Origin of the sequence: Altericroceibacterium xinjiangense (assembly GCF_003958635.1) — a bacterium.
Classification (GTDB): Bacteria; Pseudomonadota; Alphaproteobacteria; order Sphingomonadales; family Sphingomonadaceae; genus Altericroceibacterium_A; species Altericroceibacterium_A xinjiangense.
Genome location: NZ_RSEK01000010.1, coordinates 25501 through 48812, shown reverse-complemented (window position 1 = coordinate 48812; position 23312 = coordinate 25501). Strand labels below are relative to the sequence as shown.

Here is a 23312-nt window from a genome sequence, read left to right as displayed (position 1 = left end):
CGGCACGCCTGGGGTGCCAGCCCATCAGACAGCGCCTTAGAAGGCCCAACACCAGAGGAAGTGCGGACCGCACCAGGGCTGCCGGCACTTCCCTTCAGGAGAGAGCAGTATGCGTGCCTCAATGAACTTCGTGACTCCGGGGCAGGGCGGCGACGTGCGGTTCGTACTGGACAACAACTGGACCGGTACGGGGCAGCAGCCGGTCGAAGTCGAACTGAGAGATTGGCGCTCAACCGCAGGGCAGCCCAGCTTCGCTCGCGAAGGCTTCGTGATCGACCGCATCGTTAGCGGCGTGACCGACTACCGCGACGGGAAGGCGCTCATGGAACGCTGGATACCGGCGGTGAGGGAAACGGTCCTGCGTGCGACGGGAGGTAGTTGGGCGGCCCTTTTTGCCGGCCCGCTCGCTCGCTTTTCCGAAAGGAACCCTGAAGCATTCTCGTCCGCGGTATCGGCGCCGGCTCGCGCCGTTCACAGCGATCTTCACGGCAGCTTCACCTTTGACCAGTTTCCTCGGCAGCCGGCGGCCGAGGCGGCTGTGGACGAAGTCCGGTCCCGGATCGGAGACCGGGAACCCAGGCGGTGGAAAATCTTCAACATCTGGCAGGCAATCTCGCCGCCCCCACAGGATGTCGGTCTCGCTCTTTGCAGTCTCGACAGCGTTGCGCCGTCCGACTTCGTGGAGGGGAAAGGCTATTTCTTCGACCCCGCGAAGAGCGCCGAGGAAATACTCGACCAGCGCGATGCCCCGCACCAATTCGACATAACCTTCTTTCGCCCCAATCCTGCGCAGAAGTGGGGCTACTTCTCGGATATGCTACCGGGAGAGGCGCTGATCTTCTCAGCGTTGGATCCTGAGGCCGACAGTCGCAAGGCTCGGGTACCGCATGGCGCAATCACCATTCCAGGAGCTTCCGAACATGCTGTCCCCCGCAACAGCATCGAAATCCGCGCGCTCGTCGCTTTCGGGGACTGAGGGCCGGGGAACCGGTGATCCGCCGACGGCAACCAGCGCTCGGCTGGGGGGCAGGCGCCGGGGGCGTGAGGCGGAAATATCCGCAACCTGCTTCAGCGCACGTGCCCGGCAAACCTTCTCACGTGTTTCCACCCCTGTTGTGCTGCATTTTCAGTGGCGCGCCAGCTGCACACAGGCGGGCCAGCCGCGTTCATGGCGTCGCTCCTGAGCGCGAAGCGGCGCTTACCTATTTTCTGCAACCGGGAACTCTGCGCCGCGTTGCCCTTATTCACAGGAACGCAAACCGCAGGGGAATATCTTGGCCGATCCCGTCCTCAAGGAAGCTGCAGCACTCGAGGATAGCGCGAGGATCAAGGTAAACCCGCCGGTCTTCTTCGTCTCCGCCGGGCTGATCCTGGCATTTGCGGTGCTCGGCGCCACCTTCGCCGAACAGGCAGCGGTGCTGTTCGCACGGATCCAGGCGATCATCATCGAGGATTTCGGCTGGTTCTACGTGGCCGCAGTCGCAGGTTTTCTCGTGTTCGCTGTCTACCTGATGCTCAGCCGCCATGGGACCGTGAAGCTGGGGCCGGATGAGAGTGAACCCGAGTACAGTTATCTCTCCTGGTTCGCGATGCTGTTCAGCGCGGGGATGGGCATTGGCCTCGTCTTCTTTGGCGTCGCCGAGCCAATCCAGCACTACGCCGCACCGCCAGTGGGCGAAGGACGGACCATAGAGGCCGCCCGCCAGGCGATGGTGCTCACCTTTTTGCATTGGGGGCTTCACCCATGGGCGGTCTATGCCCTGGTCGGGCTGTCACTCGCCTACTTCTCGTTCCGGCGCGGCCTGCCGCTCGCTCTTCGTTCGCCGCTCTACCCGCTGATCGGGCAGAGGATCTACGGGCCGATCGGCCACACCATCGATATCTTCGCGGTGATCGGAACGATGTTCGGGGTCGCCACCTCGCTGGGGGTGGGCGTTCTTCAGGTGAATGCAGGCTTTGCCTACCTGTTCGGTCTGGAGACCTCCACAACCGTGCAGCTGGTTCTCATCGCTGCGATCACGTTTGTCGCCACGCTGTCAGTGATGATGGGCCTAGACAAGGGCGTGAAGCGCCTGTCGGAGCTCAACATCGTTGTCGCGATCCTGCTGCTGGGTTTCGTCCTGTTCGTGGGGCCGACGATATTCCTGCTCCATGCCTACCTGCAGAACATCGGCGGTTATCTCAATTCGCTGATCGACCGCACTTTCCGCCTTTACGCCTATGAGCCGAACCCCTGGCTCGGCGACTGGACGCTGTTCTACTGGGGTTGGTGGATCGCCTGGTCGCCGTTCGTGGGCATGTTCATCGCGCGCATTTCACGAGGCCGCACGATCCGCGAATTCATGTCCGGCGTCTTGCTGGTGCCGGTTCTCTTCAGTTTCTTGTGGATGACGGTGTTCGGTAACACGGCCATCGCCCTGGACCTGAGCGGGGCGGCACCGATTGCGGCCACCGCACTCGAAAACCTCCCGGTCGCCTTGTTCGTGACCCTGGACGCCCTTCCGCTGGGTACGATCACTTCGTTCCTCGCCACTTTGCTGGTCATCACCTTCTTTGTGACGTCCGCCGATTCAGGAGCGCTGGTGATCGACATGATCACGTCCAGCGGCGCCGAGAACCCGCCGGTGTGGCAACGCGTCTTCTGGGCCGTCAGCGCCGGAGGCCTTGCCGCCGTCCTGCTGCTCGCCGGCGGTCTGGAAGCGCTGCAAACCGCGGTAATCGCAAGCGCGTTGCCGTTCACTGTCGCGCTCATCTTTATCTGCTACGGCCTCTTCCGCGCACTCCAGATGGAAGCTGAGGGTTCGACGGTCGATCTTTCGGCGGCCGCGCCTGCCGCAGCCATTCCGGAACTCAGCTGGCAGCAACGCCTGGGCTCGATCATGCAGCATTTCCGTCAGGACGACATCGCTGCGTTCCTTTCAGGAACGGCCCGGCCGGCGCTGGAGGCTGTTTCAGCGGAGATGCAGGAAAGCGGATTCCCTTCCCACCTGGTCGAGAAGGACGATTGCCTCGACCTGAGGATACCGCATGGCGAACGGGGCGAGTTCTCGTACACGATCCGTTCGCGAAGCTTCCTGATGCCGAGCTTCGTCTGGCTCGAAACGCCCAAGGCGAACGAGCGGCAGCCGCGACACTACCGCGCAATGGCGCAGAGTTCGGAAGGCGACCTGCCGCACGACGTCACCGGCTTCACCCGCGAGCAGCTGATCAACGATCTGCTCAACCGCTATGCCCGCTTCCGCCATGCGCGGCGGATTGCCTGAGGTTCGAGAATGGCTTCGATTACTTCGCTTCACCTGCAGCATACCCGCGAGCTGTTCTTTGCCGAGCGGTCCCGCCGCGAAGCGATCCGGGGAAGCCTCAGCACGCCCGTTGCGGCGATTTCCTTCTCGGTGTTCGCCTTGAGCACCCTTTCCGTGGAAATCGACCTTGCCCGCTGGCAACATTTCTCGAGCGCCGTCATCATGCTCCTGGCCGTCGGCGCGGTAGCGGCGCTACTCGCTTCCGCGTACCAGGTGGTGATGTCGGAGTGGCTCTTCGTCTATCATGAGCCGCCGCGTCTGCCCGATCTGCTGGATGGCGACGCGGCCCACACCGCCGATGAAGAGGAAGCCCGCGTCAGGGGCATCCTCGCGTCCAGCTACGCCGTCGCTTACGAGCAGTACCTGAAGGGCAACGCAATCAGCGCACGCCGCCGCACGTGGGCGCTGCGGCTGATCCTGCTGGCGCTGCTGCTCGAAGCAGCGGCTTTCGTGATCCTCCCGTTCCACCGGGCGGGGTTCTGATGGCATTTCTGGACAAGTTCTTCGTCCGCCGCCAAGGATTGCCAAGGTTCTCGGCCCTCCCGCAGCGCGTGCGCCAGCGCCTGGCGCTCGCCGCTCGGGAACTGGCGGATGCCGAAGCGGAGATGGCAGACCAGCTGGGACTCTCGCAGCCGCCGCGCCTGTTGATGATTGATGAGGAAGAGGCTGTGATCCTGTCGGGCCCGGATCGCGAAGAATTGTACTGAGCCTGCCAGGATTGTTGCGCTGAATTGGTGGGAAGCCTCGTCAGCAGCGCGGGTAAGCCTTGTATCGCAGGCCTCGCCCCCCATCTTGGGTTCATCGCGCCTCTCCGTCGGGCACCGCGCGACAGAGAGATAGCAACTCCCGCTCTTGCGGAGATTGCCTGTGTCGAACTCCCCACTTGGAAAACCCGACCACCCGACACCCTTCGGGTCAGCCGCTGATGTTTCCGAGCATGAAGAGGTTCGGGCGAGCGGCCTTGGTGCGGCGTCGAGGAGTTCCGTCAGGATCATCGCGGCGGCGGGTCAGCATGCCGCGCCAAGGGGCGGAATGTTGCCGGTCGACGCGGGTTCTGCCGAGGATCGCGACAATTTCGTTGCGCCAGATGGGGCAATGTTCTGCTACCGCGTCCGCTTCTACAACGACACGCCGGATTCAACCGGGCATGGTCATCACGTCTGCCAGCTCGAGGTTGAGGTAATAACCGCCTCGGGGGCGGAACAGGCAGTCGCTGATGCAATTGCCGAATTCGAAAAGCATCAGGAAGTCACGAGTTGGCGCGCCCGCGCCGGCATGATCGAAAGCACTCTGACAGGGTTCGCTTCCTGACGCTGCCGACGGGTGGACTCCGCTCTTCTGGCGGCCACCCGAACACGAACCCTGTTCGTTCCGATAATCCCCTGCGGCCGATTGGCGCAGGGGATTATCGGGCAACCACCGCTTCCTTGCCGCTGGCCTGGAAGGACTTTGAAACCTGGAGACCTGTCCAATGTCGAGCACAACGCCGAAGCCATTTCTGATCGCAAAGGACGAACAAGGCGAGTTCCGCCTCACGGTTCGCGAAACGCGCTACAACAGCCAAGGCTTTCCGTGGGTTGTTGCGACCCCGGTCGAGCAGTGCTTCGAGACGACCGCTGCCGCCAAGGCTTACGCGGTAGACCAGTTCGGTGCGAAAGCCGGCGAGTTCGCGACCAAGTAGCCGCCGACGCGGAAGGGTGGCACGCTTCGCGCGAGGCCCCACGGTGGAACGGCGCGCTCCGGCCTCGCGCCCGGCCAGCGTAGTCCCCCGCTCGCCGGAATTCCGACTGCGGACGATCGCCTTGAGAACACCGTGCTGCAGGAACTCTTTCAAGCAACGGGCGGTTTGATCGTCAAACGGTAAGGATTCCGAGATGACCAAGAACGCAGAAGAAATGAACGCCACCCAGTTGCTGGCCAACGATCATCGGACGGTGGAAGACTTGTTCGAGAAGTACGAAAAGGCGAGCGGCCTTGAAAAAAAGAAAGACCTCGTGCGTCAGATATGCACGGAGCTGAAGATCCACACAGTGATCGAAGAAGAGATTTTCTATCCTGCGTGCCGCGGCGACGTCGAAGATGAGGATCTCGACGAAGCACTGGTTGAGCATGACAGCGCCAAGGTGCTGATCAACGAGCTGGAAAACGCCAGCCCGGACGAGGCCTTTTACGACTCGAAGGTGACGGTACTGCAGGAGCAGATCGAGCATCACGTGAAGGAAGAAGAGCGTCAGCAGGGCAACATCTTCAGCCAGGCCCGGAAAGCCGGGTTGGACCTGGACGACCTTGGCTCAAAGCTTCTGGCAAGGAAGCAGGAACTGAAGCAACAGGCCGAGCAAGGCGACCTTGGGCCGGCGAAGACGACCACAATGTGATCGCCGCAAGTCAGCTTCGCGCCCGTCTCGGCCGTTCACCGGCACCGGGCGGTGCGCGACAGCATCCTCAGGTTGTTCCCTGAGTTTCACGGTGGGCGGGCTGAGCGGCGGGAACACTCCGGACCGGTTCGCCTTCCCGACGGCGCTATCCCCGCATGCGGGAAATGTCCGCCGTGCCGCGCGCCGGGCCGGTGCCATGCACTCCCAAGTAAAATTAGCAGCGCTGCCATATTCGCTGGCCCCCGGGTCTGAATCGGAGGGCTACGCGCTCGGTCAGAACCTGGCGTACGATTGCAACCGGCGCTGGGCGATTTCCGGGCACTTCCGCTTCTGATTGCAACGGTTGCGGAAAGGGGACGGACCGCTCCACCCGCTGCGTCAGCGGCGGGGTGGAGGCTTCGGATTGATCGAAGGGCATGGGCTTTCGCCAGACCCGGCCCTTGTCGGCGATGCGGTGAGCAGCCACGGTCGGCGGGTCGTCCCCGCCGCCCGCACCGGCGATGGGCATACTCTTCTAGAGGTCCGAGAAACGTCGGCTAGATCTTGCTGAAAGCGTGGCCGACGCAGGTCAGCGTTCTCTGATCGACGGACTTGTTTGCCAGAAGAACCAGGTAGTGAGGTTCACTGACGTCGAGGAGGCGTACAAGCCTGCCTTGCGCAACCAGATCATCAACGGTCTCGTCGAAAAAGACCGCTGCTCCTTTACCTTGCAGGACGTCTTCAAGCAGAAGTTCAATGAACTGAGAGCCGGGCCTGATCGCTTCCGGACCTATCCCGGCCCGGGCAAGCAGACGAGAGGTGTAAGCTTCGAGGCCGGGCTGCTGAGCTGGCACCAGAATACCCAGCTTTTCGATGTCCGCTTCTCCGTTGATGAGTTCCGCCAGGCCTGGTGCGGCGTAAAGCGAGCCCGTCTCTGAACGGATCAGTGTGCCGACGATCCGATCGTTGGTCGGGAGGAAATCTGTTCTGAGTACACCGAGGCTCCCGTTTTCTGCCTCCACCAGTGCGGCCATGTCCTGGCTGTCGTCGACCACGGTGAAGCGCACATCCCGGGGCAGGCCGCGCTCGTGGAGCATCGGCAACTGCCTCTTTATCTGCCCGAGCAGAAACGACCGCACGAACACGACCGGGTGCTCGGTGGCATCATGCCCGTTCTTGCGCGTGAACCTATCGTGGTGCTGCAGTGTCTCTCGAGCATCGTGCAGAAGAGTGGTGCCGAGGGTCGAAAGACGCGCCTTCTCACCGCGCTTGCGGCTGAACAGTTCGCCGCCCACCGTCTTCTCGAGTGCTCGAAGCTGCCGGCTGATCGAAGGCTGGCTGATCCCGAGTGCATCCGCTGCGCGGCGCATGCTGCCAGCCTTCACCACGGTAACGAAAATTTCCAGCTGACGTGCGGTGGCCATGCACAAGTGATACCCGAAAAGGCATCACTGCGATAGCCACCTGTGCGATTGCTTGCGCTCTGTTCCCGGTGCAGTCGAAAAGTATGGATAAGCCCGAACCGGGCAATTCGGATTGAGCAGCGAACGCTGCGGCGGGAGTGGAAATGTTCGGTCACGATTGCAGCGGCTCGAGAGGGCGCGACACGAAGCGCCGGGTCACAGGTTTCCGCCATGGCACGGCTCTCTGCGTCCTGGGATCTCTGGCGCTGGCGTCCTGCTCCGGCGAAACCGACGGACGGCCTGGCCCCGTCGCGCTGGAAGACGAAGCCGTGACCCGGATCGCTGCCCCCGGTGAGCGGCAGGCGTTCTTCGGCGATCTCCATCTGCACACCAGCTTCTCCCTCGATGCTGCCGCCGCGAAGACCGAGACTACGCCCGACGATGCCTATCGCTTCGCGAAGGGGGAACCGGTCAGCTATCTCGGAAGGACGCACCGGCGCCGCACCCCGCTCGATTTCCTCGCCGTCACCGACCACGCTGAGTACCTTGGCAATGTCCGGAGGGCGATGCAGGGCGAGATCACCTTGCCGGGCGACCAGACCGAATGGCAACGCCTGTTTTCCCACAACGGCGGGGCGACCCTGTACGAATGGTTCGAATACGCCGCGGGTGGGCTGTTCGGCGAATCCCGGGCGGGCCTCAACGATCCGGCGCTCAGCCAGGATACCTGGGTGCAGACGATTGCAGCGGCACAGCGGCACAACGATCCGGGTGAGTTCACGACGTTCGTGGCTTTCGAATATTCCCCGACCTTCCGCGCCAACGGAGCCCATCTGCATCGCAACGTGATCTTCCGCGGCCCTGACTATCCCGCGATGCCGTTCTCCGCGATGGACAGCCTCGATCCCGAAACCTTGTGGGCCTATGCCGAAAACCACCGGGAGCGCGGGATCGACTCGCTGATGATCCCGCACAATACGAATCTCTCGTCCGGGCTCGCGTTTACCTTCGACCAGTTCGACGGGGAACCGATGGACGCCGAGTACGCCGCGCGTCGCAGGCGAAACGAACCGCTGGTCGAGATTACGCAGAACAAGGGGACCAGCGAGACGCGGCCCGAACTCTCCCCTGACGATGAATTCGCCGATTTCGAGCTGGTGAAATCGAGTGGCGACCTGACGGGCAGCTATGTGCGAAGCGGCATGCAGCGCGGGATGCAAATCGCGGAAACGCTGGGCATCAACCCGTTCGAGCAGGGCTTCGTGGGCGGGACAGACTTCCATTCGGGCATTTCCACGACGGAGGAAGACAATTTCCCGGGCGGCCTCGGCCTCACGGATGCGCAGGTTAACTCCGCCGCGATCCTGAGCGACGTGTCGCCGATCATCGGAAGTCCGCTTGCCAACCTGTCGGCCGCCGGCCTGACAGGCGTCTGGGCCGAAGAAAACACGCGCGAGGCGATCTTTGCCGCCTTCCGCCGCCGCGAGACCTTTGCCACGTCGGGGCCGCGGATGCGGGTGCGGCTGTTTGCCGGCTGGGGCGGAGCGGAAGGGCTAACCAACGGCGCGGACTGGGCATCCCGTGCCTACCGCTGGGGCGTGCCGATGGGCGGCAATCTCTCCAGGGCACCCGCCGGCACCAAGGGGCCAACGCTGGTGATGCAGGCCGCGAAGGATCCGGAATCCGGCAATCTCGACCGCATCCAGATCGTCAAGCTCTGGCGCGAAGACGGCAACTCCTACGAAAAGATCTACGATGTCGTCTGGTCGCCGGGCAGGCGCAGGCTTGCCAGTGGCCGGGTTGAGCCGGTCGGCAATACCGTCAATGCGGCGCGCGCCACTTACACCAACACGATCGGCACCCCCGAGCTCGTCGGCAGCTGGACGGATCCCGATTTCGACCCTGCGCAAAGGGCGCTGTATTACGCCCGCGTCATCGAAATCCCCACACCTCGCTGGGCGACATACCTGTCGGTAGCCTCTGGCATCCCGCTATCTGAAGGAACCAAGCCATGGCTGCAGGAACGCGCCTGGACCTCTCCGGTATACTACACCCCCTGAAGCGTCTCTCGGCGCCGTTCTGCGCGCTCGCGGCACTGTCTGCCTGTAGCGGCTCGGTCGATGAGGGGAGGGCGGTGCAGGACTCCTTCGTTGCCGAGACTGCCCCGGCGCCAGCGCTGAAGGACGGGGATCGGATGCTGCTGTGGGGCGACACCCACGTGCACTCGATCAACTCGGTGGACGCGTTCGGCAGCGGCCTTGCCGCCGCCGATATCGACACCGCATACCGTTTTGCGCGGGGTCTCCCGGTAATCTTTCCCAAGACCGGGCACCGCGTGCAGATCGACCGGCCGCTCGATTTCATAGTCATGGCGGACCACGCCCTCGGCCTTGCCGCATCCACGCGGCTGACCGCGCGCGATGCAGCGATGATGAAGCTGCCGATCACCAAGCGCCTGCTGGCTATCCTTACCGAACAAGGTGGAGAGGCTCTCACACGAGCACAGATGTTCGGCGCGGGCTTGAGTGAAGAAGAATGGCGGCAATACCGCGAGCAGATTTACACCACCGAGTTTCTGGCTGCCAGCTGGGAAGGGCAAGTCGCTGCGGCCGAGCGGCACAACCGGCCGGGCAGATTCACGGCTCTGATCGGGTGGGAATGGACCTCGGCTCCCAGTGCGCGGAACCTGCACCGGGTCGTGTTCACCAACTCGGACGGAAAGACGGCCCGCAAGTTCATCCCGTTTGCCAGCTACATGAGCGAAAAGCCGGAGGATCTCTGGGCCTATTTCGAACGGACGAAAGCCATGACCGGGGCCGATTTCGTCGCCCTGCCGCATAACTCGAACATGTCCGGCGGGCGCATGTTCGAACTGACGGACATGGACGGCAATCCATTCGATGCCGACTACGCGAGGGCACGCCAGAAGTGGGAGCCCGCGGTCGAGATCACGCAGTACAAGGGCACATCGGAAACCCATCCGGCGCTGTCCCCGCGTGATGAGTTCGCTGACTTCGAACTGCGCGACACGCTGCTCGATGGGAAAGTCACGGCGGCTTCGCCCGGTTCCTATGTACGCAGCGGGCTGCTGAGGGGACTTGCCGAGGAGCGGCGCATCGGCGTCAACCCGTTCAAATACGGGATCATCGGCTCCACCGACAGCCACACCGGCCTTGCCTCGGTGCGTGAGAACGACTTCTTCGGCAAAGTGGGGGAGGACTACCTGCCCCGTGAAAGGATCGGGCCAAAGCAGGCCGTTGTGCCATTTGCGGCAACGGAGATGTCTGCCTCCGGCCTCGCGGCTGTGTGGTCCGACCGGAACGACCGGCAGGCGATCTTCGATGCTTTCCGCCGGCGGGAGGTCTACGGCACCAGCGGCCCGCGCATGAAGGTGCGCCTGTTCGCCGGGCACGGGTTTTCCAGAAGCGACGTAGCGGCGAAGGACTTTGCCGCGAGCGGCTATCGCAAGGGCGTTCCGATGGGCGGGACGCTGCTGCGCGGTGCGGCCGGCGCCCCGCCGCAGCTTGCCATCCGCGCGGTAAAGGACCCCGACGCCGCGCATCTCGATCGCGTCCAGGTCGTGAAGGGCTGGGTCGACGCCCAGGGCAAGATGCACGAGAAGATCTTCAACGTGGCCTGGTCCGGCAAGCGAGCACTCCGCGCCGATGGCTCCCTGCCGCCGGTGGGCAACACCGTCGATATCGACAAGGCAGGCTACACCAACACGATCGGCGCGCCCGAACTCAGCACCCTGTGGACCGACCCTGAGTTCGATCCTGCCCAGCTCGCGTTCTACTACGTGCGCGTGCTGCAGATCCCCACGCCGCGGCAGCATGTCTTCGACGCCGTGGCGCTGCGGATCGACCCGCGGACGATCGACTTGCCGCCGACGATCCAGGAACGCGCCTGGACCTCGCCGGTCTGGTACCGCCCATGACGGTTCGCGCCTTTTTGAAGGAGCCGCTGGCCCACTTCCTCCTCGCCGGCGGGGCACTGTTTCTGCTTGCGGCGGCGTGGGGAGGGGAAGATGAAACCGGCCGCCACATCGGCATCGACCGGGAGGACCTGCTCGTCTTCATGCAGGGCCGCGCGCAAGTCTATGACGAGGAGACCTTCGCCGGTCTGCTCGATCGCATGTCGGCCGAGGAGCGGCAGCAACTGGTGCGCGACGCGGCGCTGCAGAAAGCGCTTTACCGGGAAGGGCAGGCGCTCGATCTCGCTTCGGCCGATCCGCTGGTGCGCCAGCGCGTCGTCCAGCAGATGCGCCTCCTGCTGATGGAGGAAGCCGCCGCGGACATGTCGGTGAGCGAGGAGGAAGTGCGCGAGTACTTTGCGCAAAATGGAAACCAGTATCGGTTCGATCCTTCGATGACCTTCACCCACGTCTTCTTTCAGGGCGAAGGGGCGCAGGAGAAGGCGGCGGAGACGCTCAAGACGCTGCGCGGCAGGGCTGTGCCGTTCGAGCAGGCGGGCCAGTATGGCGAACGCTTCCTGTACCAGCTCAACTATTCCGATGCCTCGCAGCCGATCGTCGCTAGCCATTTCGGCGAGGACTTCGCGCGCGCCGCGTTCGCGCTCGAAACGGGGAGCTGGCAGGGGCCAGTGCGTTCCGAATATGGCTGGCACGTGGTCCTGCCTGTGTCGGTCGACGCGCCCCGCAGCCCCGCTTTCGCCGACGTCGCCGACCGGGTCCGTGAAGATGCTCTGGCCGAAAAGCGCCAGCAGGCGGCAGACCGGGCGCTCGACACGATGCTGGCGCGCTACGAAATCGACGTAGAGGACGGGATACTGCGGTGATGCGGCTTTTCCTGCTGCTGATTGCCGCGTTCGCTCTGTGGCCGACGGTAGCACGGGCGGACGACAACCGTCCCCTGAGCGCGTCAATCGAGGCCGAAGGGGGCGACGCTTACCGCGCTACCTGGAAAATTCCCGCCAACATCGAGGCGCGCCACCTGCCAGCGCTTTCCGCCAAAGACTGCGCAGTCAGCGGGCGGCAACGCACATGGTCCGATCCGCTGGGCCACTGGCGGGAGGAGGTGTGGCGCTGCGACGGCGGGATCGCTGGCAAGCCGGTGACCATCGCGTATCCCTTCGCCAACCCCAATCTTGCGTCCATCATCCGTTACCATCCGGGCGCGGATGCAGACCCGCAGACCGTCCTGCTGCAGCCGCACGAAACGCGCTTCAGCCTGGCCCGACCGGGAGACGAACGCGGAAGCTTCCTCGATTTCCTCGTGCTCGGCGTCGAGCATATCTGGATCGGGGTGGACCACCTGCTGTTCGTCGCCGGACTGATCTTCATCGCGCGCACGCCGCGCCGGGTGCTCTCGACCATCACCGGCTTCACGATCGCGCATTCGACGACGCTGGTCGTGTCGACGCTCGATCTGGTGCGGCTGCCAATTTCGGCGGTGGAGGCGGTCATCGCGCTCAGCATTGTGTTTCTTGCGGTCGAAGTGGTGAAAGGGCCGCGCGACACGCTGACCTGGCGCAAGCCCATTCTCGTCGCGAGCGCCTTTGGCCTGCTGCACGGCTTCGGCTTTGCTGCCGTGCTGCGTGAGATCGGGCTGCCCGAACACGGCTTCGTCGCTGCCCTGCTTGCTTTCAACATCGGGATCGAGATCGGGCAGGTGATATTCGCCGCCGCGATGCTCGGCCTGCTGGCGCTGCTGCGCTTCGCGGGGGAACGCATCGCGGCACCTTTTTCCGCTGCAAAACTGGCTGGATACGCGGTGGGCACGCTCGCCAGCTTCTGGATGTTCGAACGAATGCTGGTTTAGGGATTCCTGAACCTGGGGCACTGCCTCGTGCCTATCTCCGCCGATCCCCCAAGCCGGTGCCGAGGCTCAAGTCTTCCCGGGCCATGCTGTGCCCGGGACATGAGGCCGATCACAGCAGAACCTGCCACCGTCTGTCGACCGCGCTGAGGTCCATTGCCGCACCTGAGCCCCGCTAGCCGCCTTACTCAGCCAGCAAGGCTCTCTGAAGAGCAAGCTTGGCCACCAGTCCGCTCGTTCGCCAGTCGTACGCGATTGATCCACCGAGCTGGCCAGCCTGGCTGCGTTGCATCATCCGGGTGCCAAAGCCGCGCATCTCGGGTTCTTCGGCGATCTCCGGCCCCCCGGCTTCCGCCCAGACCAGTGTGACCGTATCCTCATCCTGCATGGCCGACACGTCCAGCAACCCGGTTTCAGCCGACAAGGCCCCGTACTTCACCGAGTTCGTCGCCAATTCATGAACAACCATTGCCAGTGCAGTGGCGCTGCGCACGCCTACGCTCATCGGAGGTACGGAAATCCGGACGCGAGCGCTGGATGCGTCACGATTGTCATAGGGTGCCAACAACACATCGAGGAGATCGCCAAACGACGCGGCATTCCCTTGGCGCTGCGGCAAAGGCCGGACGAGATCGTGCGCCCGCCCGAGTGCGGACAAGCGTTTGGTCAACCCTTCCGTCATTTCCGCAAGGCTGCTGGAGGAGCGTGAGGTCAACGTGGTGAGGCTGCTTGCCATCGTCAGCAGGTTCTTGACCCGGTGGCTCATTTCGCCGGCAAGCAGTTCGTTGCCTTCCTCGGCCTGCTTGCGACCGGTCACGTCCAGAAAGATGCCGAACATGACTCGGTCCACAATGCCCGCATCGGCTCCGCGCCCGCGGGCCGAAACCCAGCGAACTTCGTCTCCGAAACAAATCCTGAAGTCGATTTCGTAAGGGCCTTCGACCGAGCGCGTGGCCGTAAATGCCTCCTGGACCCGGTCCCGGTCGGTGGGGTGAATGCGCGCCGAGAGTTCTTCGAACCGGACCGCCTCGCTCCAGGGCAGACCCCACAAGTCGAAGCCCAGTTCATCCATCGTGAACCGGTTCGTGTCGACGTTCCAGGACCAGAGCGCGATGCGTGCGGCTTCGACCGCCAGCCGAAGATGGTCGGTATCCCATTCAGCCGGAGCCGGATCGTTTCTCGTCATGCTCATCCCGTGCGGGTTGCCCCCTTGTTGGTACTCGTGCCCTTGCGAAGGGCACGGTCTCACTGCAGTTCTGCGCCGCGCCGGCCAAGCGGGATACACGCTGTTCGTGTGCCGCATTTGGCAGCGCGGAGCCGATTGAATAGGCCCTCAGGCAGCGCGCTGCTCAGGCAAGTGCTCGATCAGCAGATACTCCGGGTCGAACTCTGCCAGCACAGCCAGTCTGTCCCAATCGTCCACGTGAACCATACGCTGCTCGATGCGGAGCAGCCCGTCGGCGCGCAGCGCCTGCAAGGTGCGATTGACGTGAACCGGCGTCAGGCCAAGCGCGTCGGCCAGTTGCACCTGGGTCGCAGCGAAGGTGTAGCGCGTGCGTTCTCCCAGTCCCGCCTGCTCCATCCGGATGCCGATCTCGCAAACCAGATGGGCGGTCCGTGCCGGTGCATTTCGCCGGCCGACATTGCTGACCCACTTGCCGAGGATCGAAGCGTCGGCCGTCGTGTCGCGCCAGAAAGCCAGCGCGATTGCGGGGTAGGAAGTCGCCAGCGCCCGGAGGTCCCTGTGCGGAATGTGCAGGACCGTGCTCGTGGCGATAGCTTCGATGCCCCAGCCTGCAACCGGAGCCACTACGGAATGGAGGTCGCACATGTCGCCGGGAAGGTGAAAGGCGGTGGTCTGCCTGCGCCCGTCCGCCGCCATCTGATCGAAGCGCCCCACCAGACCATCGACGACGAGGCAGGCATGGTCGACTTTCTGGCCCGGTGACACGATGTCGCTGCGCCCCTCCGCTTGAAAGGCATGGCTGCGCAGGTTGAGGATCGCGCCCTGCTCCTCGGCGGACAGGACCGATCGCCGCAGGAGGCGGTCGAGGAAAAGTGAAAGGGCGGACATGTTCGAAGTAGCCATAGGATGTGTCCCACAATTCAGGCGGGAGCACGTCGCGACTCTCAGCCACCGGAGCCTGAAGGCATTAACCGATGATAAGGGAGCTATAGCACAGGTTAGCCCTATCGCCTAATCGGCATGCCCCGCGGCTCCGGCACGCCCGCAACGCAGTTGCGCAGAAACGTTGCTGCTCCCGCGGGCCGAACCTTGGCCTGCGGCTCGCGTCGAAGCGCCGGCCGCAGGTGAGGAGAACGTCTGGGCGAGGGAGCCGCCAAGGCTGCCGCCATAACATCCGCGCCCGATCCGTTCGCCGTCCTGCGTGTGACGCTGCCGATTGTTTCGCCTGCGGAGCCTGCGCCCGCGCTTCCAACCGTGGCGAGTTGCCCCACGCCTGACAATCCGGCGCCCCGGTCAGCATCACCGCCGCTGCGGTACTGTGGCAAAAAGGTTCTGACCCGCGGCGCGGGACCGCAATAACCCGTACCCCGTCTTCCAACTTGTCGTTCGACCCCTTATTTATGGGGGGTCGAGACGGCAGCTGCTGAGCAGGGCCTGGGGAGTGGGTTTTGATGCTGCAGGTGAACGAAGAGCTCGATCGGGCTGCTCCGCCCCCGGGAACGGGCATGCTGCGACCGATGCTCGAGGCAGCGCTGGACGCGGTCGTCGTCATGCGCGCCGACGGCACGGTGGCGGACTGGAACGGTGTTGCCGAGGCAACCTTCGGATGGCACCGGGATGAGGCAATCGGACGCCTGATGGCGGACCTGATCGTGCCGCCGCAGCATCGCAGCGCACACGCAGAAGGACTCCGGCGCTTCACCGCCACCGGGCGCGGGCCGGTAATCGGGCGCCGCATAGAGATATCGGCCCTGCACAAGAACGGGCGCGAATTCCCGGTCGAGCTGTCGATCTCGCCCATCATGATCGGTGAGGCGCAGCATTTCATCGGCTTCCTGAGGGACATCAGCGAGCGAGCGCAATCCGATCAGAGACTGCGCGACAGCGAAGCGCAGTTCCGCACGATGGCTGACAATTCACCAGGGCTGATCTGGATGGCCGATGCCGGGGGCGCCATCGTCTTCGTCAACCAGCGGTATGAAGAGGTATTCGGCTATCCGGTTGCCGATCTGCACGGAACGGGGTGGCGGCGTATCATCCACCCTGACGATGTCGATGCATTCCACCAGACGTTCTTGCGAACAGTAACGGAGCAAGCGCGGTTCAGGACGGAGATGCGAACCGTCACCCGTTCGGGCGAGGTGCTGTGGCTCCAATGCGATGGCAGGCCGCGCTTTGAGGAAGATGGCAGTTTTGCCGGTTACGTGGGTGTCAACATCGACATTACCGACACGAAGCAGGCGCAGGATTCGCTGCGCGTGACCCAGCGCCGGCTCGATGCCGTGCTGAACAACGCGTCGGTTTCCATCTTCCTGATGGATGACAAGCAGCAGTGCATCTACATGAACCGGGCTGCCGAGCAGCTGACCGGATTCCGTTTCGAGGAGACGCGGGGTCGTCCCCTCCATGATGTGATCCATCACACACGGCCGGACGGCAGCCATTTCCCCCTGCACGAATGCGCCATCGACCGGGCCTTTCCGGAAAAGAACAACACGCGGGGCGAGGAGGTTTTCGTTCACAGGGACGGGCACTTCTATCCGGTGGCATTCACCGCCAGCCCTGTGTGCGACGAGGACGCAAACACGGTCGGAACCATCATCGAAGTTCAGGACATCACGGAACGTCGCCGGGCAGAAAATCACCAGCGCCTGTTGATCGATGAACTCAATCACCGCGTAAAGAACACCCTGTCCATCATACAGGGCATTGCCCGGCAGAGCTTCAAGGGCGCCGCTGCCTGGCACGAAGCGCGCGAAGCGTTCGAGGGACGTCTGGCTGCGCTGGCGGCCACGTACAATCTGCTCACCGATCAGCACTGGGACACGGTGTCGATCAGCGCTGTCATAGAAGATACGCTGCGGCCCTTCCGCGATGGAACGCAGCGCTTTACGATCGAGGGGCCCGATCTCCAGATTGTCCCGAAAACAGCCGTCACGCTGGCCCTTGGCCTGAACGAACTGGCAACCAACGCTGCAAAGTACGGCGCTCTCAAGACCGATGAAGGTCAACTGGAGGTCGTGTGGCGGACCGTCGCGACCGATGAGGGGGAGCGCCTGCGCCTCATGTGGCGCGAGAGCGGCGGACCGCACGTGGAACAACCGTCACGTCAGGGGTTTGGTACGCGTATGGTTGAACGCGCACTTGCAATCGAACTCGGGGGACAAGTCCGGATCGACTTTCGGCCGGAGGGGGTCGTCTGTACCGTGGACGCCCCGCTACCCAGAACGGGCGCATGAACGCGCTTGCCGGGAAACGCGTGCTGATCGTCGAGGATGAGCCGATCGTCGCGATGATGCTCGAGGACATGCTGCTCGATCTCGGCTGCGAAGTCGTCGCCTCGGCCTGCCAGGTCGATGAAGCGCTGAATTTCGCGCGGACTCTCCAGTTCGATGCAGCCATCCTCGACGTGAACATTCACGGCGCGCGCAGCTATCCTGTCGCGTCGGCTCTCGAAGAGCGTGGCCTGCCCTACATTTTCGCCACCGGGTACGGTTCTGCGGGAATAGATGCACGGCTACGCAAAACGACTGTGCTGCAGAAGCCCTATCGGCAGGCGCAAATCGAAACTGCGCTGGAAGACCTGCTCGCAGCCTGAAACGGCGCGGGCTTTCCTGCGCCTTCAGCGGGTGCCGGAAGATTGGGGGGCGGGGCGGTTTCCCATTGCCTCCCCCAGTCGTACGGATCGCTCCGGCGCCCAGTTTTCGTTGAAGGCGATGGTGCCCTGACGGAACAACATCACGATCGTCGAACCAAGCAGGAAGCGCCCCATCTCCTCGCCCTTCTTCAGGACGATGTCCTGATCGGCGTATGTCCATTCGGATATCTTGCCGGTGCGCTTCGGATTGACCACGCCGTGCCACACCGTCGCCATGCTGCCGACGATGGTGGCGCCGACCAGCACCATCACGAACGGCCCGTGTTCCGGCGAATCGAACACGCACACCACGCGCTCGTTTCGCGCAAACAGGTTCGGCACACCCCGGGCGGTGGTCGGATTTACCGAAAACAGCGTGCCCGGCACGTAGATCATCCGCGTCAGCTTGCCGTCGCACGGCATGTGCAGGCGGTGATAATCCTTTGGCGACAGGTAGAGGTTGGCAAAGCTGCCGTGACGGAACTCGTCTGCCAGTGCGCTGTCCCCGCCAAGCAGCGCGGTGGTGGTGAAGCGATGGCCCTTGGCCTGCAGCATGTGATAATCGTCGATCGCGCCGAACTGGCTGATCGCGCCATCGACCGGGCATACGAAGTCCGCCGCCGCGATCGGCCGCGCCCCGGTCTTCAGCGGGCGCGTGAAGAAATCGTTGAAGCTGCGATAGCTGCCGATCTCCGCGTTCTCGGCTTCGGTCATGTCGACGCCGTACTTGCCGACGAACCAGGTGATCAGCCGGGTCGTCATCCCGCCGCCCCGCGCACTGGCAGCCCGGCCGGCGAGGGTGGTCAGCAGCTGCTTGGGCAGCAGGTGCTGAACCATGACTTTCAGACGATCCGACATGGCAGGCCCCGTAACACAGGCACGGCGCTCCTGTCATGAACCACAAGCTGGGCGGCGCCGAAAAGTTGCCGCCACCCGCTGAGGCATTGCCGGTGCTCTGAAACAGGGGTCTTCGACGCTGGCTCGATGAGGATGGCGATCAACCGTGCCTCCACCGGTCGCTGCCGACGCTGGTGGACGCGGCTTTCACACCCGTGCCGCTCACAGGCATTTACCAGACGTGGAACTTCAGCGACGCACTTCGTCAGCGCTCACCGACCGCGCCTGCTGCCGCGCGCGGACGTCTCAACGACAGACGATGGAGAGCTGATTGCCGGCACGTCGGCGCACGAACGAACAGCCCGGCGCGCGAAACCTGGTGACCCCTACGGGAATCGAACCCGTGTTTCAGCCGTGAGAGGGCCGCGTCCTGGACCGCTAGACGAAGGGGCCGATCAAGAGGCCATGATGCCACACTCTGGTGACCCCTACGGGAATCGAACCCGTGTTTCAGCCGTGAAAGGGCCGCGTCCTAGACCGCTAGACGAAGGGGCCACGTGAGTGGTGGGCGGCACTTACGGACACTCGCAGGTGCGGTCAACCCTTTCCGGTCACCTCAGTATCAATCTGCCCACGCAGCATCTTCCAGATGCAATTCCGCCTTCGGCCGACTTCCCCAATCATCAAGCTTCGCCCGCCCGGCCAGCCACAGGCGCCGCCCGGACGATCCGTGGAGCAGCGTCTGTCCAAGCTCCGTCTCGGCCGCCCGGAAAGCGATGGCCTTCAGCGATGTCCCGTCGCCCCCGCTGGCGATTACCCGCACGTGATCGCTGCCCACCATGTCCGCCTTGACGATTCGAACCGGCCCCACCGCAACGCGCGGACCCGGCCAGCCGACGCCGAACGGCCCCGCGCTTTCCAGGGTCTCGATCAAGTCCGGCGTAAGCCCTCCCGGTGCAAGTGACAGGTCCAGCAGCACGCTTTGCTGCTCCATCGCTGCGGCGACGGCGCTGCCCAGCCGCTCGTCCAGCCAGTCGCCCAGTTCGCCGATTCGCGATTCGCTCACCGTCAGGCCCGCCGCCATTGCGTGGCCGCCCCCGGCCAGCAGCAGCCCCAAATCGCGGGCGCCGAGAATCGCCGCGCCCAGATCGACTCCCGAAATCGACCGGCCCGAGCCTTTGCCTTGTCCGGTCTCTTCATCGATCGCGACAACGAGGGTGGGCTTCCCGCTCTTTTCCTTGATCCGCCCGGCCACGATGCCGATCACGCCGGGATGCCAGCCCCGGCCCGAGAGGATGAGCACGGCGCGGTTGTGCTGCGCCGCCAACTGCTGCTCCGCCGCTTCCTGCACGGCCGCCTCGATGGCGCGCCGTTCCTCGTTGAGCTGGGACAGCTGCGCGGCAATCGCGCGGGCTTCGTCCGGGTCCTCGGTCGTCAGCAGGCGCACGCCGAGCGTCGCCTCGCCCACGCGCCCGCCGGCATTGATCCGGGGGCCGAGCGCGAACCCGCAATCGCTGCACGTCGGCGCGCGCGACAAGCGGCTCGCATCGATCAGCGCGGCCATCCCGACGTTGGCGCGGCGCGCCATGACCTTCAGGCCCTGCGCGACAAAGGCGCGGTTGAGCCCGCGTATCGCCGCCACGTCCGCCACCGTGCCAAGCGCAACCAGATCGAGCAGCGCGAGAAGATCGGGCTCTGCCCTGTCCTTGAAGTACCCGCGCTGCCGCAACGTCCGCGTGACCGCGACCGCCAGCAGGAACGCAACCCCCACGGCTGCCAAATGCCCGTGCGCGGCGGCTTCCTCGCACTCGTCGAGGCGGTTGGGATTGACCAGCGCAAGGGCAGGGGGAAGATCCGGCGCGCACTTGTGGTGATCCACCACGATCACGTCCACGCCGACGTTGCGCGCCGCCTGCAGCGCCTCGTACGCCATCGCCCCGCAGTCGACCGTCACGATCAGGCTGGACCCGTCCTGCGCCAACCGGACGAGCGCTTCCCCGCTTGGCCCGTAGCCTTCCAGCAGCCGGTCGGGAATGTAGTGCCGCGCCTGCAACCCCAGCATCCGCAGCAGCCTGATCAGCAGCGCCGCGCTGGTCGCCCCGTCAACGTCGTAGTCCCCGAAGACGGTGACCGTTTCCTGCTCCAGCACCGCTTGCGCGACCCGTTCTGCGGCGATGTCCATGTCGTTGAAGCGCGACGGGTCCGGCAGGAACGCGCGCAGGGTGGGGGAGCGGTGCCGCGCAAGGTCCTCCCGCGCCACTCCGCGGGCAAGCAGAAGCTGGGTAACGATGTCTTCCTCCAGCCCCCGGGCGGAGGATTCCAGCGCCATGTTCCCGCCGCGCCAACGCCACGCCCGGCCCATGAAGGAACGTTCGACTCCCAGAACTGCTGCTTGTGTCACCATATGTTCCGGTTACCCCAGTCGCTCACCGGGGGAAAGGCGGGGAATCGGATGAGCGACCTCGCGGCCGATTGAAGCCGCCGCGCGAGTGCGGTAGCGCATGGGTCATGGATGCCCGCATCATCGCGCTCGCCACGGACGACGCGCACCGCTTCTCCAAGCCCACTCGTGCATCGGTCCGGCTGATCGCCGGGATCGGGATCGAAGGCGATGTCCATGCGGGCGTGATGGTAAAGCACCGCGCCCGCGTGAAGCAGGATCCGGACGCGCTCAACCTGCGGCAGGTCCACCTGATTCATGCCGAACTGCTTGATGAGATGCGCGAACAAGGATTCTCGGTCGGTCCGGGGGACCTGGGCGAGAACGTCACGACGCAAGGCATCGACTTGCTCGGCTTGTCCAGCGGCACCCGGCTGCGGCTGGGCGCGGAAGCCGTGGTCGAAGTGACCGGCCTCAGGAACCCGTGCCGCCTGATCAATGAGAACATCGCCAAGGGCGCGATGGCGGCCACGCTGGACCGCGCCCCCGATGGATCGCTGGTCCGCAAGGCCGGGGTGATGGCTATCGTCGTGAGCGGGGGCGAAGTTCGGGCCGGCGATCCGATATCGATCGAATCCCGGCCCGAGACCTTCGTGGCGATGGAGCCGGTCTAGCTTCCGGAGTTGCGCACCGCTCCATTCGCTGCGCTGAGGATCGCCCGCACGCTCGCGGTGGCAACGTCCTGGTCGATCCCCACACCCCAGACGATTTGCCCATCCGGCATCGCGCATTCGAGATAGGCAGCCGCCTTTGCATCGGTGCCGGTGCCGAGTGCGTGCTCGGTGTAGTCGAGCACTTCCAGCTCCAGCCCGAACGCGTCCTTCAGCGTCGCCAGCACGGACGAGATCAGTCCCTTACCGCGTCCGCTGACTTGCTGCGCCTGCCCTTCGACCTCGATCGTGCCGGTGAACAAGCGCGTCCCGTCGCTGGCGCGGGTCTCCTCGAAGTCGACCAGTCGGAAGCGGCGCTTCTCGACTTTCACGAAGTAGGTTTCGCGGAACACCTGCCAGATATCGGCAGCGTTCAGTTCCCGTCCAAGCTCATCGGCGAGGCGCTGCACCTGCCGCGAGAAGTCGGCCTGAAGCCGCTTGGGCAGTTTCAGCCCCTGGTCCTGCTCCAGCACCCAGGCGAACCCGCCCTTGCCGGATTGCGAGTTGACCCGGATGACCGCTTCGTAGCTGCGGCCAAGATCGGCGGGGTCGATCGGCAAGTACGGCACGCGCCACAATTCGTCGTTGCGCTGGTCCTGCGCGGCAAAGCCCTTCTTGATCGCGTCCTGATGGCTGCCGGAAAACGCAGTGAACACCAGTTCCCCACCATAGGGGTGGCGCTGGTGGACAGGGATCTGGTTGCAGAACTCGACCGTCTCGATCACTTTGTCGATGTCGGAAAAATCCAGTTCGGGATCAATGCCTTGCGTGTACATGTTGAGGGCAATTGTCACCAGATCGCAGTTGCCCGTCCGCTCCCCATTGCCGAACAGGCAGCCTTCGATGCGGTCCGCCCCGGCCATCAGGCCAAGCTCCGCGGCGGCGACGCCGGTGCCCCGGTCGTTGTGGGTGTGCAGGCTGATGACCGCCCGGTCGCGGCCCGGCAGGTTGCGGCAGAAATACTCGATCTGGTCGGCATAGATGTTGGGCGTCGACGCCTCGACGGTTGCCGGAAGGTTGAGGATGATCGGCCGTTCGGCGGTCGGCTGGAGCACGTCCATCACCGCTTCGCAAACTTCCAGGCTGAAATCGAGTTCGGCCGTGGAGAACGTCTCCGGCGAATACTGGAAGTGCCAGTCCGTATCCGGCCGCTTCGCCGCTTCGTCGCGCAGCCATGTCGCACCCTGGATCGCCACCTGCTTCACTTGCGCCGGGGTCATCCGGAACACGATCTCGCGCCACGCAGGCGACACCGCGTTGTACAAGTGCACGATTGCCGTCCGCGCGCCTTCCAGGCTTTCAAAGCTGGTGCGGATCAGGTCTTCGCGCGACTGGGTCAGAACCTGGACCATCACATCGTCGGGAATCTTGCCGGAGCGCACGAGAGACTGGATGAAGTCGAATTCGGTCTTGCCGGCGCTGGGGAAACCGACTTCGATTTCCTTAACGCCGATCTCCACCAGCAGATCGAAGAAGCGGTTCTTCTTCACCGCGTCCATCGGATCGATGATCGACTGGTTGCCGTCGCGCAGGTCAGTCGAAAGCCACCGGGGGGGGGCCGTGATCGTGCGGCTGGGCCACTGCCGGTCGGGCAGGGGGACTTGCGGGAAGGGCTGGTACTTTCGGACCGGATCTTTGAGCATGGCCATGAGGCATTGCCTTGTCGCTGAAGCGCGCGGGAGTGGCCGCGGGCAGGTTTCGTCTTCGATGCTGAGGCCCTTAGGCG

General features: G+C 64.2%; 20 protein-coding genes and 2 tRNA genes. 14 read left to right on the top strand and 8 right to left on the bottom strand.

Going from position 1 to position 23312, the window contains the following annotated elements:
• The first annotated feature begins 109 nt into the window (after positions 1-109).
• From ELY13_RS11810 to ELY13_RS11780, 7 genes are all read left to right on the top strand, one after another.
• A complete protein-coding gene (locus ELY13_RS11810; protein WP_126174128.1) occupies positions 110-976 on the top strand; it encodes a CmcJ/NvfI family oxidoreductase in 867 nt (288 codons plus the stop codon).
• Positions 977-1274: 298 nt separating this feature from the next.
• On the top strand, positions 1275-3263 hold the full coding sequence (locus ELY13_RS11805) for a BCCT family transporter (protein WP_241233676.1): 1989 nt from the start codon (positions 1275-1277) through the stop codon (positions 3261-3263).
• A gap of 9 nt (positions 3264-3272) precedes the next feature.
• A complete protein-coding gene (locus tag ELY13_RS11800; protein WP_126174127.1) occupies positions 3273-3785 on the top strand; it encodes a hypothetical protein in 513 nt (170 codons plus the stop codon).
• Complete coding sequence (locus tag ELY13_RS11795) at positions 3785-4009, top strand: hypothetical protein (protein WP_126174126.1); 225 nt, start codon at positions 3785-3787, stop codon at positions 4007-4009. Before ELY13_RS11800 ends, ELY13_RS11795 begins: the two co-directional genes overlap by 1 nt.
• 328 nt (positions 4010-4337) lie before the next feature.
• A complete protein-coding gene (locus tag ELY13_RS11790; RefSeq protein ID WP_126174125.1) occupies positions 4338-4613 on the top strand; it encodes a hypothetical protein in 276 nt (91 codons plus the stop codon).
• Positions 4614-4773: 160 nt separating this feature from the next.
• Positions 4774-4983 carry a hypothetical protein gene (locus tag ELY13_RS11785; RefSeq protein WP_126174124.1) on the top strand — a complete coding sequence of 70 codons (210 nt, stop codon included), beginning with the start codon at positions 4774-4776 and terminating at the stop codon, positions 4981-4983.
• Positions 4984-5176: 193 nt separating this feature from the next.
• Complete coding sequence (locus tag ELY13_RS11780; protein ID WP_126174123.1) at positions 5177-5677, top strand: hemerythrin domain-containing protein; 501 nt, start codon at positions 5177-5179, stop codon at positions 5675-5677.
• Between the two features lie 536 nt (positions 5678-6213).
• Here ELY13_RS11780 and ELY13_RS11775 read toward each other — a convergent pair.
• Positions 6214-7080, bottom strand: a complete 867-nt coding sequence (locus ELY13_RS11775; RefSeq protein WP_126174122.1) for a LysR family transcriptional regulator — start codon at positions 7078-7080, stop codon at positions 6214-6216.
• A gap of 143 nt (positions 7081-7223) precedes the next feature.
• Between ELY13_RS11775 and ELY13_RS11770 the strand changes: the two genes are divergently transcribed.
• Genes ELY13_RS11770 through ELY13_RS11755 form a run of 4 tightly spaced genes read left to right on the top strand, consistent with a single transcriptional unit; the run spans position 7224 to position 12839 of the window.
• Positions 7224-9119, top strand: a complete 1896-nt coding sequence (locus ELY13_RS11770; protein ID WP_126174121.1) for a DUF3604 domain-containing protein — start codon at positions 7224-7226, stop codon at positions 9117-9119.
• Positions 9071-10996, top strand: coding sequence for a DUF3604 domain-containing protein (locus tag ELY13_RS11765; protein ID WP_126174120.1), 1926 nt, complete (start codon positions 9071-9073; stop codon positions 10994-10996). The genes ELY13_RS11770 and ELY13_RS11765 overlap by 49 nt, the downstream gene beginning before the upstream one ends.
• Entirely contained in the window at positions 10993-11856 is an 864-nt protein-coding gene (locus tag ELY13_RS11760; protein WP_126174119.1) for a peptidyl-prolyl cis-trans isomerase, read from the top strand. Before ELY13_RS11765 ends, ELY13_RS11760 begins: the two co-directional genes overlap by 4 nt.
• Positions 11856-12839, top strand: coding sequence for a HupE/UreJ family protein (locus ELY13_RS11755; RefSeq protein ID WP_241233683.1), 984 nt, complete (start codon positions 11856-11858; stop codon positions 12837-12839). The genes ELY13_RS11760 and ELY13_RS11755 overlap by 1 nt, the downstream gene beginning before the upstream one ends.
• 181 nt (positions 12840-13020) lie before the next feature.
• Here ELY13_RS11755 and ELY13_RS11750 read toward each other — a convergent pair whose 3' ends face one another.
• Both ELY13_RS11750 and ELY13_RS11745 read right to left on the bottom strand, forming a co-directional pair.
• Positions 13021-14028: a sensor histidine kinase gene (locus ELY13_RS11750; RefSeq protein WP_241233675.1), complete on the bottom strand. Its 1008-nt coding sequence runs from the start codon at positions 14026-14028 to the stop codon at positions 13021-13023.
• 141 nt (positions 14029-14169) lie between these two features.
• Positions 14170-14925, bottom strand: a complete 756-nt coding sequence (locus tag ELY13_RS11745) for a Crp/Fnr family transcriptional regulator (protein WP_241233674.1) — start codon at positions 14923-14925, stop codon at positions 14170-14172.
• A gap of 602 nt (positions 14926-15527) precedes the next feature.
• Between ELY13_RS11745 and ELY13_RS11740 the strand changes: the two genes are divergently transcribed.
• Both ELY13_RS11740 and ELY13_RS11735 read left to right on the top strand, forming a co-directional pair.
• Positions 15528-17261 carry a PAS domain S-box protein gene (locus ELY13_RS11740; protein ID WP_164549783.1) on the top strand — a complete coding sequence of 578 codons (1734 nt, stop codon included), beginning with the start codon at positions 15528-15530 and terminating at the stop codon, positions 17259-17261.
• Positions 17258-17620: a response regulator gene (locus tag ELY13_RS11735; RefSeq protein WP_126174115.1), complete on the top strand. Its 363-nt coding sequence runs from the start codon at positions 17258-17260 to the stop codon at positions 17618-17620. Before ELY13_RS11740 ends, ELY13_RS11735 begins: the two co-directional genes overlap by 4 nt.
• Before the next feature lie 24 nt (positions 17621-17644).
• On the opposite strand, the gene asd is transcribed toward ELY13_RS11735, so the two are convergent.
• The 4 genes from asd to recJ form a co-directional block, all read right to left on the bottom strand.
• Positions 17645-18517, bottom strand: a complete 873-nt coding sequence (gene asd, locus ELY13_RS11730) for an archaetidylserine decarboxylase (protein ID WP_126174114.1) — start codon at positions 18515-18517, stop codon at positions 17645-17647.
• Between the two features lie 356 nt (positions 18518-18873).
• Positions 18874-18949: transfer RNA gene (locus tag ELY13_RS11725), tRNA-Glu, on the bottom strand.
• Positions 18950-18975: 26 nt separating this feature from the next.
• Positions 18976-19051, bottom strand: a tRNA-Glu gene (locus ELY13_RS11720).
• A 67-nt stretch (positions 19052-19118) separates the two neighbouring features.
• Positions 19119-20900 (bottom strand): single-stranded-DNA-specific exonuclease RecJ, encoded by a 1782-nt coding sequence (gene recJ / locus ELY13_RS11715; RefSeq protein ID WP_126174113.1) that lies wholly within the window; start codon positions 20898-20900, stop codon positions 19119-19121.
• Positions 20901-21004: 104 nt separating this feature from the next.
• Here recJ and ELY13_RS11710 point away from each other — a divergent pair, with 104 nt between their 5' ends.
• On the top strand, positions 21005-21550 hold the full coding sequence (locus tag ELY13_RS11710) for an MOSC domain-containing protein (protein WP_126174112.1): 546 nt from the start codon (positions 21005-21007) through the stop codon (positions 21548-21550).
• Here the strand turns inward: ELY13_RS11710 and leuA are convergent.
• Positions 21547-23235, bottom strand: coding sequence for a 2-isopropylmalate synthase (leuA, locus tag ELY13_RS11705; protein ID WP_126174111.1), 1689 nt, complete (start codon positions 23233-23235; stop codon positions 21547-21549). The two genes, ELY13_RS11710 and leuA, sit on opposite strands and share 4 nt — an antisense overlap.
• Positions 23236-23312 lie beyond the last annotated feature (77 nt).